General features: G+C 69.2%; 10 protein-coding genes. All 10 read right to left on the minus strand.

The genetic code is table 11. The features are described from left to right. Positions 1–357 carry a monovalent cation/H(+) antiporter subunit G gene (mnhG, locus tag NK1_RS26585; protein ID WP_063013011.1) on the minus strand — a complete coding sequence of 119 codons (357 nt, stop codon included), beginning with the start codon at positions 355–357 and terminating at the stop codon, positions 1–3. Continuing rightward, on the minus strand, positions 354–614 hold the full coding sequence (locus tag NK1_RS26590; RefSeq protein WP_036506297.1) for a monovalent cation/H+ antiporter complex subunit F: 261 nt from the start codon (positions 612–614) through the stop codon (positions 354–356). Before NK1_RS26590 ends, mnhG begins: the two co-directional genes overlap by 4 nt. Beyond that, positions 611–1129 (minus strand): Na+/H+ antiporter subunit E, encoded by a 519-nt coding sequence (locus NK1_RS26595; RefSeq protein ID WP_063013014.1) that lies wholly within the window; start codon positions 1127–1129, stop codon positions 611–613. Before NK1_RS26595 ends, NK1_RS26590 begins: the two co-directional genes overlap by 4 nt. After that, complete coding sequence (locus NK1_RS26600; RefSeq protein ID WP_063013016.1) at positions 1126–2742, minus strand: Na+/H+ antiporter subunit D; 1617 nt, start codon at positions 2740–2742, stop codon at positions 1126–1128. Before NK1_RS26600 ends, NK1_RS26595 begins: the two co-directional genes overlap by 4 nt. After that, entirely contained in the window at positions 2739–3122 is a 384-nt protein-coding gene (locus NK1_RS26605) for a Na(+)/H(+) antiporter subunit C (protein WP_036506385.1), read from the minus strand. Before NK1_RS26605 ends, NK1_RS26600 begins: the two co-directional genes overlap by 4 nt. Beyond that, positions 3119–5959 (minus strand): Na+/H+ antiporter subunit A, encoded by a 2841-nt coding sequence (locus tag NK1_RS26610; RefSeq protein WP_063013018.1) that lies wholly within the window; start codon positions 5957–5959, stop codon positions 3119–3121. The genes NK1_RS26605 and NK1_RS26610 overlap by 4 nt, the downstream gene beginning before the upstream one ends. Positions 5960–6078: 119 nt before the next feature. Beyond that, positions 6079–7389 carry a hypothetical protein gene (locus tag NK1_RS26615; RefSeq protein ID WP_063013020.1) on the minus strand — a complete coding sequence of 437 codons (1311 nt, stop codon included), beginning with the start codon at positions 7387–7389 and terminating at the stop codon, positions 6079–6081. A gap of 83 nt (positions 7390–7472) precedes the next feature. Next, entirely contained in the window at positions 7473–9680 is a 2208-nt protein-coding gene (locus NK1_RS26620) for an AAA family ATPase (RefSeq protein ID WP_245660832.1), read from the minus strand. 54 nt (positions 9681–9734) lie between these two features. Further along, positions 9735–10643, minus strand: a complete 909-nt coding sequence (locus tag NK1_RS26625; protein WP_063013024.1) for a CDP-alcohol phosphatidyltransferase family protein — start codon at positions 10641–10643, stop codon at positions 9735–9737. After that, the coding region (locus tag NK1_RS26630) for a phosphatidylserine decarboxylase (protein WP_063013026.1) at positions 10640–11224 on the minus strand (585 nt) is incomplete at its 5' end. The genes NK1_RS26630 and NK1_RS26625, both read right to left, overlap by 4 nt.

An 11224-nucleotide genomic window follows, 5' to 3' on the forward strand; every position in this document is an offset into this window, starting at 1 on the left:
TCAGTCGTCGGGCAGGTCCTCGTCGCCCATTTCGTTGATCAGCAGCAGCCCGTCGCGGTGGCGTTGCTCCCGATAGGCCGTCCGGCCGACCAGGTGGGCGATGGCCGGTGCGGTGACGAGGGTGAACAGGCCGACGAGCACCAACATCCAGACATTGGGATGGCCACGCAACTGGATCGCCGAACCGATCAGCATCAGGATCAATCCGACGACCTGAGGTTTCGTCGCGGCATGCATCCGCGAGAGGGTGTCGGGAAAGCGCACGATCGCGACCGCGGCGGTGGCGGCGAGGAATGCTCCGAGCAGGATGGTCCCGTACGACAGCCAGATCAGCGCGGTGTGGAAGAGGCCGCTCATTTGTCGTCCCGCACCCGGAAACGGGTGACCGCGGCCGACCCCAGGAAGCCGACCAGTGACAGCGCGACGATGCCCGGCACCACCGTGGTGTCGTCGCTGTAGGCGGCCCACACCGCCAAACCCGCCGCGGCGATGCCGACCAGCGAATCGATGCCGACCACCCGGTCCAGCGTGCCGGGACCGGCCAGCACCCGGAAGGAGGTGAAAGCCGCGGCGGTCGCCAGGAGTACGCCCGCCACGATCGCGACAAAGGTCATGAATTCGCCTCCTGTGATTTGCCTTCGAAGGCCCTGATCAGCAGGCCTTCCAACCGGCGGGTGATGTAGTAGAACTTCTCGACCGAGTCGTCGCTGCCGACATCGAGCACGTGCACCCATGCCACCCCGGCCACCCGATCCAGCTCCAGCACCATCGTGCCGGGGATCAGATTGAGCACGTCGGCGCACAAAACCAGCACCAGATCCGAGTCGATCGCGAGCCGCACCCGCAGCACACCCGAGACCGGCGCACCGGCCGGACGCACCGCGAACCACGCGATCTGCAAGCTGGATTCGATCGCGTAGTAGGCGGTGAGCATGATCAATTCGAGCAGCGGCAGCACCCGCAGCCCGCCGTTCACCGGAACCCGCGGTAGCGGCAGCAGCACCATGATCAGAACGCCGACCACCAGCCCGGCGAGCAGATTCGCGACGCTGGCATTCCCCCACAGCGCGGTGTAGACGACGGCGAGCCAGATCAGCACGCCGATGCGGACCAGTCGTTCCCGCGTCATCGGTGACCTCCCGACTGCCACGTCTGCGGCGGCCCGAGCACGGTGTCCAGATATCGGTGCGGATCGTTGAGATCTTCGGCCGCGCGCTGGCAGATGCCCAGGATCGGCCCGGCGAACACCGTCAACGCGACCGCGACCACGATCAGCGCCGCCGTCGGAGCCACCATCAGGCGGGGCATGCGGCCGGGGTCGACGCGGTCGTCGAACAGCACATCGGTGGATTCGTCGATGAGCGCCGAGGGAGCGGCATCGGCCAGCTCACCCTCCGGGGCCTGTACGCGCGGCCGCCAGAACGCCTTGCTCCACACCCGCGCCATGACGTACAGCGTGAGCAGGCTGGTCACCACCGCACCGGCGATCAGCATCCAGGCCAGCACGCTCCCGTCGGCGGCACCCGCCTGCAACAGCCGCACCTTGCCGATATATCCGGAAAACGGCGGAATGCCACCGAGATTCAGCGCCGGAATGCCGAACAGCAGCGCCAGCGCCGGACTCGCGGCCAGCAAACCACCCAACCGGCTCAGCGACGCCGATCCGGCCTGCCGCTCGATCAGGCCCACCACCAGAAACAGCGTGGTCTGGACCAGAATGTGATGCACCACATAGAACACCGTGCCGGTGGTGCCGCCGACGGAATTCAGTCCCACTCCGAACATCAGATAGCCGATATGGCTGACCAGGGTGAACGACAGCAGGCGCTTGATATCGCTCTGTGCGATCGCGCCCAGGATGCCGATCACCATGGTGAGCAGGCCGCACACCAGCAGCACATTGTCGAAGGTGCCGGCCGGCAGCAGCAGCGAGTGCATCCGGATGATCGCGTACACACCGACTTTCGTCAGCAGACCCGCGAAGACGGCCGTCACGGGGGCCGGCGCGGTCGGATACGAATCCGGCAGCCAGTTCGACAGCGGGAACACCGCGGCCTTGATGCCGAAAGCCACCAGCAGCACCGCGCAGATCGCGCCGCGCACGCCCAGCGGCACCGTGCCCATCCGCACCGACATGTCGGCCAGATTCAGGGTGCCCGTCGCCGCGTACGCCACTGCGATGCCGGTGAGGAAGATCAGCGACGACACCATCGAGACCATCACATACGAGACCCCGGCCCGGACCCGGTCGGCGCTGGCGCCCAGCGTGAGCAGGACGAACGAGGCGGCCAGCAGCACCTCGAATCCGACGAACAGATTGAACAGGTCACCGGCCAGGAAGGCGAGCGAAACGCCCGCGCTCAGAATCAGATACGTCGGCTGGAAGATCGAGGTCGGCTGGCGTTCGGTGCCGTCGCTGATTCCCTGCCCGACCGCGAAGATCAACACCGCGAGCAGCACGATCGACGACACCAGCAGCATGCCGGCCGACAGCCGGTCGACCACCAGCGTGATGCCGATCGGTGTCTCCCAGCCGCCGACCTGCACCGCACCCATGCCGTCGCGGTCGGCCAAGTACAGCAGCACCCCGGAGATCGCGACCATCGTCGTCAGCGCCGCTACCGAAATCGCCTGCTGCACGCGCGCTTTACGACCCACGATCAGGGTCGCGGCCGCGGTGAGCAGCGGAATCAGCACCGGGAGTGGGCAGAGCGCGGGGAGCAGACCGGGAGACGGGCTCATCGCTCGGGGTCCTCGCCCTCGCGCTTCGCCGCGACCTTCACGTCCTCGGGGTCGTCCTCGACCTGTTCCGTGGTGGTCAGCGCGAAGGCCCGATAGGCCAGGGCGAGAACGAATGCCGCCAAACCCATGGTGATGACGATCGACGTGAGGATCATCGCCTGCGCGAGCGGATCCGCCGGATCGTGATGTCGCCGATCCGATTCACCGAGTATCGGCGGCCGCCCGTCCGCACCGCTCATGGTGAGGATCAGCAGGTTCACCGCATTGCCGAACAGGATCAATCCCAGCAGCATCTTCGACACCGCGCGTTCGAGCACCAGATACACCCCGCAGGCGACCATGATCCCGATCAGGGCCAGCATGGTGATGTTCGCGCTCATCGCATCCCTCCCTTCGTCGAAGACGTCGTGCCGTCCAGGAATTCGATATCGAGGCGCGCGCCCAGACTGCGCAGCACATCCAGCACCAGACCCACCACGATCAGATACACGCCCAGGTCGAACAGCATCGCGGTGACGAATTTGATGTGCCCGAGTACCGGCAGCGTGACCTCGATGATGGCCGAGGACAGCGGCGGCGCGCCCAGCAGCAGCGATCCGGTCGCGGTGCCCGCCGACAGCACCAGCCCGGCGCCCAGCACATGTCCGGCGTCGACCGGCAGCGCCTCGGCCAGTTCGTAGCGGCCGCCGGCCAGATACCGCAGCACCAGCGCCAATCCGGCGGTGAGACCGCCCGCGAAACCGCCGCCCGGGGCGTTGTGCCCGGCGAAGAAGAAATACGCCGACAGCACCATGATGGTCGGGAACAGCATCCGGGTGGTCATCGCCATCACCATCGATCGGTCCCGCGGCGCGACCAGCGGACTGGCTCGCAACCAGTAGGACCGCTCGGGATCGGGGGTGTAGCCGGGGGCCTCGGAGACGCGCGGCAGGGTGCCGAACCGGCGGCTGCGGAACATCAGCGAGGCGACACCGGTGGCCGCGACCACCAGTACCGAGATCTCACCGAGGGTGTCCCACGCCCGGATGTCGACCAGCAGAACGTTCACCGCGTTCTTACCGCCGCCGAAACCGTATGCCGCGGACGGAATTCGGTGCCAGATCGGTTCGGTGCTGCGGGCCGCGGTGGCGAACGCCGCCACGGTCACCACCGCCGCTCCGACCGCCGCGGACAGGATGGCGCGGCGCACCTTCAGCGTGGCGGTGCGGATGGGTTCGATCTCGGCGGAGAACTTCCGCAGCACCAGGACGAAGATCACCAAAGTCAATGTCTCGACCAGGAATTGGGTGAGGGCGAGATCCGGCGCACCGTGCAGGGCGAAGATCACACCGCAGCCGTAGCCGGTGACACCGACGAGCAGCACGCTGGCGAGCCGGTTGCGCATCACCGTGGCGCCCAGAGCCATTGCCGCCATCACCAACGCGATCACCAGCTGCAGTGACGAATCCCACGCCCGCACCGAGATACGCGAACGCGCGCCGATGAACAACACGGCCAACGGCAGGACCACGACCGTGGTCAGGATCAGGCCCTGATTCAGTGGCAGCGAACCACGCTGGGTGGCGCCGGTCATGCGCAGGGACAGTTGATCCATCGCGCGCAAGACGGCGTCGTAGACCCGGTCGGCATTGCCGAGGCGCGGATTCACCGATTCGCCGATCCGGTCACGGATCTCGAACAGCACCAGACCGCAGGCGATGGCGATCAGGGTGAGGGTGAGCGGGGTGCCCCAGCCGTGCCACAGCGCCAGATGTGTCTCCAGCGGTCCGAGGGTGCGGGCGTACGGCGCGAGCAGCCGGTCCATCCAGGGCGAGGCGAGACCGGCGGCCAGCGAGGCCGCGGCCAGTACGGCCGGCGGTGCGACGAACAGCGCACTCGGGCGATGCCAGGACCGCTCCGGCTCCGGCACGCCCTCGGTGGCGCGTTTCGTACCGAACGCACCCCAGACCATGCGCGCGCTGTAGCCGACGGTGAACATCGATCCGAGCACGATGCCGATCGCGACGGCGATCCGAACCGGCGCGCTCAGATTGCCCGCGTCCAGTTCGGCGGCGAAAGCGCTTTCCTTGCCGACGAAGCCGAACAGCGGCGGAATCGCGGCCATGCTCAGCGCGGCGACCGTCGCCACCGCGCACAGAACGGGTGCGCGCCGCCCGATGCCGGAGAGCCGGCGCAGATCGCGGGTGCCCGCACTGTGATCGATGATGCCGACCACCATGAACAGACAACCCTTGAACAGCGCATGCGCGACCAGCAGCGCCGCACCGGCCAGCGCCGCCTCCGGGGTTCCGGTGCCGACCAGGACCAGCAGGAATCCGAGCTGGCTCACCGTGCCGAAGGCGAGCACCAGTTTCAGGTCGTAGACCTGCAGTGATCGCAGACCGGCGAGCAGCATCGACAGGATGCCGAGCGTGAGCACGATCGGATGCCACACCGGCGCCTCGGACAGTCCGGGAGCCAGCCGGGCCACCAGGTAGATACCGGCCTTCACCATCGCGGCGGCGTGCAGATAGGCGCTCACCGGGGTGGGCGCGATCATCGCGCCGGGCAGCCAGAAGTGCAGCGGTACGATCGCCGATTTGCTCAGCGCGCCGATCAGGATCAGCACCACCGCGACATTGGTCGACCAGTCGTGCGGATCGGCCCGCGCCACCACATCGGACAGCAGATAGCTGTCACAGCGCTGTGCGAGCAGCACCAGGCCGACCAGCATCGCCAACCCGCCCGCCGCTGTGACCAGCAGTGCCTGCAGCGCCGCGCGGCGGCCGGTGCTCTGTTCGGCGTGATGGCCCACCAGCAGGAACGACAGCACCGTGGTGAGTTCCCAGAAGGTGAACAGCACCAGCATGTTGTCGCTGATCACCAGCCCGAACATGGCCCCGGCGAAGGCCACCAGATAGCCGGCGAAGATACCCAGGCGGGCTCGATCGTCGTCGTCGAAATACTCGGCGCAATAGGCCAGTACCAGCGCGCCCACGCCGAGGACCAGCACCGACATGATGGAGGCGAGGCTGTCCAGCCGCAGATCCCAATTCATGTGGATCTCCGGGGCCCAGGCGATCCGGACCTCGGCTTCGCTGTTCCAGTTCGCGATCACCCACACCAGGCCGGCCAGCGGCGCCAGCGCGATCGGATAGAAACCGCGCCTTCCCCATACGCGCACAGCGGGGGGCGCGAGCAGGGCGGCCGAAGCATGGGCTAGCAGGATGGCGAGCAAACGTCACTCCGTCGGTCGGCGGCGGGGTGGTGGCGCCCCGATCCTACTGCTGACTCCGGAGTTCAGTGGCCACGGCGGGACCCGGCGCGGCCCGGAACGCCACCTTCCAGAGACGATGGCTATATATCGGCTACCGATTCCGTGGTGGTCGGTTTGCGCCACGAGCGCAGCGTCGCGAGGCCGGCCGCGCAGACGACGGTGATTCCCAGCGCGGTCCAATAGGGCGCCGCCGAACTCATCGCCGGGGCCGGGCACAGATACCACTGGCCGGGATCGGAGACGCATTGCGGCCGGTCGAGATGATCGCGCAGGGCGGTGACCACCGACGGCACGAAGATGATCGCGACCCCGAGCACCCGGGTCGGGTTGTATCGCGGTGCGGCACTGCCGAAGCTGTAGCCGGCCACCGCCGCCAGCAGCCCGCTCAGCACCGCGGCCTGCACGCCACCATGGATCCGATGCCCGGACACCAGCGCGCAGTACAGCGCCATCGCCGCCAACGTCGACATGGCGAGCATCGGCATCGGGCGCCGGAATCCCGCGACCAGTCCCAGTGCGATCAACACCACCAGAGGGGCAACCGACCACATCGGCAGCCGGGCCGGGATCAGCGCTCCGCCGACCGCCGACAATGCGACTGCCAGCAAGATCAACACCCCGTCGCGCCGCGGCAGCAGAACCGCCGACACCACGGCCGCGGCCACCGTCAGTGCCGCGGCCAAGGCGATACCTCCCGTGCTGTCCACGTGACGGGCAAGCCATTCCGCGCTGAACAGCCGGCCGATCACGAAAATCAGTCCCGCGATGATCGGCGCCATCGGCAATTCGACCGAGCGGCGTTCCACCGTGTCCTGATGGCGATTGACGACCATGCCGACGATCACGAGGACGAGTGTGACCGCGATCAGCCAGAGCGGCGGCAGCGTGGTCGTCGACCAGCCGGGCGCGCTCATCACACCGCCCCGCACGGTGCCCGTCGAGGTCGAGCCGAGCTGGCCGAAGACCACCGCCGCGAGCGCGCCCAGAGTCCAGCCGAACACCTGGAACCAGCCGCGCAGCACCGCCACCGCGATACCGCCGAGCAGAATTCCGCCCGCGAGCGCTTCCAGATAATTCAATGTGGCCGGCGCGATGCTCTGATCACCGGTTTCGGCCAGCAGGTGGGCGAGGAACATGGTCACCACGCCGCACAGCGCCGTGCCCCAGGCGACCAGGGCGTGGTTGACGGTGGTGGCGAAGACCGCGACGATCAGCGCCACGATGGCGCCGACGGCGATCGCCCGCGGCTGGCTGGCGGCGAGCATATCCAGTTGCAGCACCGAGGTCTGCGAGGCCCAGCGAAAGCCGTTGGGGAGCATCAACGACAGGCCGGCGACCAGGGTGGCCAGGGCCGCCGTGATCATCTCCAGAACCGCGTGGTGCGTGCGCACCAGCCGAAAATACCTGCGAACCCGGTCGAACCGGGGCAGACCTGCCGGATCGGGCGCCGGTCGGCAGGCCGGCGCGCGACGGATCAGGTGGCCGCGCGCTTGTCGGCGTACTGCCGCAGCGATTCGACCTGACCAGGGTCGAGCGAGGGCCGCACACTGCCGCGTGCCGTCGCCACATCCGCGGCACCGATGGTGGCGGCGTCCACATCGCGGCGCATCGCGGCCATCGCGGCCTCGCGCAACAGTGCCGCGCAATCGGCCGCGGAATAGCCGTCCAGGTCGGCGGCCAAGGCGGCGAGATCCACGTCCTCGCCCAGCGGGACCGAACGACTCGCGGTGCGCAGGATGTCGGTCCGCGCTGCGGCATCCGGCGGCGGGACGAAGACCAATCGCTCCAGCCGTCCCGGCCGTAGCAGCGCGGGGTCGATCAACTCGGGCCGGTTGGTGGCGCCGACGACCACCACATCGCGCAGCGGCTCCACGCCGTCCAGCTCGGTGAGCAGCGCCGCGACCACGCGGTCGCCGACGCCGGAGTCGGTGCTCTGCCCGCGCCGCGGGGCGAGGGCGTCGATCTCGTCGAGGAAGATCAGCGAAGGGGCGGAGTCGCGGGCCCGCTGGAATAGTTCGCGCACCGCGCGTTCGGAGGAGCCGACCCATTTGTCCATCAATTCGGCGCCCTTCACCGCATGCACGCTGAGCTGCCCGGTTCCGGCCAGCGCGCGCACCAGGAAGGTCTTACCGCAGCCGGGCGGTCCGTACAGCAGCACTCCGCGCGGCGGGTCGATGCCCAGGCGCGCGAACGAATCCGGATGCCGCAGCGGCCACAGCACCGCCTCGGTGAGCGCCTGTTTGGTTTCGGTCATGTCGCCGACGTCGTCGAGACTCAGGCTGCCGATCGCGAGTTCCTCCGTACCCGACCGTGAGAGCGGCCGGATCACCTGCAGCGCGCCGACCAGATCCGCCTGGGTCAGCACGGGGTCGGTGTGATCGTGGCTGGCCCGCGAGGCCGCCCGCAACGCCGCCTCCCGGCACAGCGCCGCGAGGTCGGAGACGACGAAACCCGGTGTGCGAGAAGCGATCGCGTCGAGTTCGAGATCTTCGGTGGGTACCTTGCGCAGCAGTTGCTGGAGCAGTTCCGCCCGGACCGCCGCGGTCGGCAGCGTCAGCGCCACCTCACGATCGCAGAGATCCGGTGCGCGCAGCCGGCTGTCGACCGCGGCGGGCCGGGAGGTGGTGGCCAGGAAGGCTACGCCGGCGGTGGCCACCGCGGCGCGCAGCTGATCCAGAATGAGCGTCGCCACCGGCTCCGGCTGCTCCGGAAGCAGTGCGTCGATATCGGTGATCAACAGGACTCCGCCTGCGCCGGAACATATTTCCGAAACCGCGAGCCCGACCTCGCGCAACCGGGTGCCGCTCTCGGACGCGCCGACCGTAGGGCCGTCCAGTTCCACGATGCGCCGCGGTGTCGACACCGCCCGTGCCAGTGTCGCCTTACCGGCGCCCGCGGGGCCGGTGATGAGCACGCCCAGATGCGGCGGGGCCCCGAGGGTCCGCAGGAGTTCCGGTTCGTCGAGCGCCAGGCTCAGCCATTCCGACAGTTTCGCCGCCGGCGCGCGCACCCCCGCCAGATCCGCGACGGGCACGGCCGACGGGCGCTCGCGCACCAGCATCCGGCTGCCGGGACGATTCGGCGCCAGCGCGCCCCGAGGATCGTGCGAGGCGTCCGCCGCGGGCGCCGCCGCGCCCCACACCACCGCGCTGTTGGGCTGCACACTGACCGGCCCGCCGGCGGGATCGGTGGTGGTCACGGTCAGCAGTTCGGAGGTCCACGCGATCGCGAAGGTGCGCGAAAGGGCTTGTGTCGCAGCGGCGGAACTGGTTCCCGGACCCAGATCGCGGGGCAGCAGCGAGACCGCGTCACCCACGGTGACGACCTTGCCGAGCAGCGCCTGCCGCAATGTCGATTCCGCGATCGCGCCCATCGCCGCGGCCGAGCCGGTCACCGAGATGTGCCGGGCCCCGTACACCGTCACGGGGGCCACGACGACCGCGCTGTCCTCGCGCACCCCGGCATTGGACAGCGTCACATCGTCGAGCAGGGCGACTCCGGCGGGCGTCTCGTCCGGAGCGCGGCCGACCACCGCGGCCGTGCGCCGGGAACCGATCACGCTGATCCCGTCCCACTCCCGCAATCCGAGCGCCGCGAGAGCTTCCGAATGTAAGCGGACCACGCCCCGGCGGGCATCGGCGGCCGAGCGGTTGAGTCGGGCGGTCAGCGACAATTCAGGCACGCCTGCCATTCTGCCCGCGGCCCGGCGACCGCCGTAAGGATCGAGCTCGCCGGATCAGCGCCCGCCCGGCCGGCGCAGCCGCAACCTCGCCGACGACTCGCGAATGCCCGGCGGTCGCCGCAGCCGCAACCGGGCGCCCTCGCCGATCGGCGGAATCCGCCGGGCCGCACGCCGCTGCGCGCGGCGTTCGGCCGGTTTGTGATGCCAGGTCTCCGGCCGGGCCGCCACCCAGCGCTGCGAGCGCCACGCGAACGGAATGTGCGCGAGGTACAGGCCGACCAGCACCATCAGCAGGATCAGCGGATAGGTGATCAGCGCGGCCCCGGCCAGCGCGACCAGCACCAGCAGCAGTGCCGCCGCCTGCGGCGCCACCGACACCGACTTCATCGCCAGCGTCGGGATCGTGCTGACGGCGAGCAGGGCCGCGAAGACGGTCCACGCCGCCACCACCGGGAAGTTGTTCCACCATCCCTCGCCGAACTGGCTGTGCAGCGCGATCGGCAGTAGCGCGATCAACGCCGCCGCCGGCGCGGGGACGCCGGTGAAGTATTCGCGCTCCCAGTCGGGCCGGGTGTCGTCGTCCATGATCGTGTTGAACCGGGCCAGGCGCAGCACGAGGCTCACCGTGTAGATCAGCGCGATGATCCAGCCCGCGCTGTCCTGGCGCAGAAAGGTCACATACAGCACCAGGGCCGGGGCGACGCCGAAGGAGATGGCATCGGCCAGCGAATCCAGTTCGGCGCCGATCTTGGTGGTGGCCGACAGCATCCGGGCCAGCCGGCCGTCGAGGGTGTCGAGGACGGCGGCCGCGCCGATCATCGCCAGGGCGATGTCGAGCGAGCCGTCGAGTGCGAATTTCACCGCCGACAGTCCGGCACACAGCGCCAGGATCGTCACGATGCTCGGCAGCAGGCGGATCGTGCGGCGGCGGCGACCCGGTTCGGTCACGGTGTTCTCGATCATGGCAGCAGTTCGGCCAGCACCGTTTCCGCGCCGATCGTGCGCTGCCCGGGCTCGACCAGCAGCCGGGTGCCGACCGGGAAGTAGGTGTCGACCCGCGAGCCGAACCGGATCAGACCGTAGGTTTCGCCGATGCTCAACGCGTCGCCGACCTTGGCGTCGCAGACGATGCGGCGGGCCAGCAGTCCGGCGATCTGCACGACCGTCACCAGCTGACCCGAGGCGGTCTCCAGCACCATGCTGTTGCGCTCGTTCACCGAACTGGCCTCCGGCAGATCCGCCGAGCGGAACTGACCGCGCTGGTAGGCGATGGTGCGCACGGTGCCCGAGACCGGGGTGCGCTGCACGTGCACGTCGAGCACCGACAGGAAGATGCTCACCCGGGGCAGCGGGGTGTCGCCGAGATTCAGTTCGGCCGGCGGCACCGCGGTGTCGACGAGCGCGATCTCACCGTCGGCGGGGGCGACGACGATATTCGCCCGATTCGGCGGCACCCGGTGCGGGTGCCGGAAGAAGGCCGCCGAGGCCGCGGCCGCGGTGAGTCCGGTGCGGCGCAGCCAGCGCCGGCGCGCCGCCGACGGACC

This window comes from Nocardia kruczakiae NBRC 101016, assembly GCF_001612965.1.
Lineage (GTDB): Bacteria > Actinomycetota > Actinomycetes > Mycobacteriales > Mycobacteriaceae > Nocardia > Nocardia kruczakiae.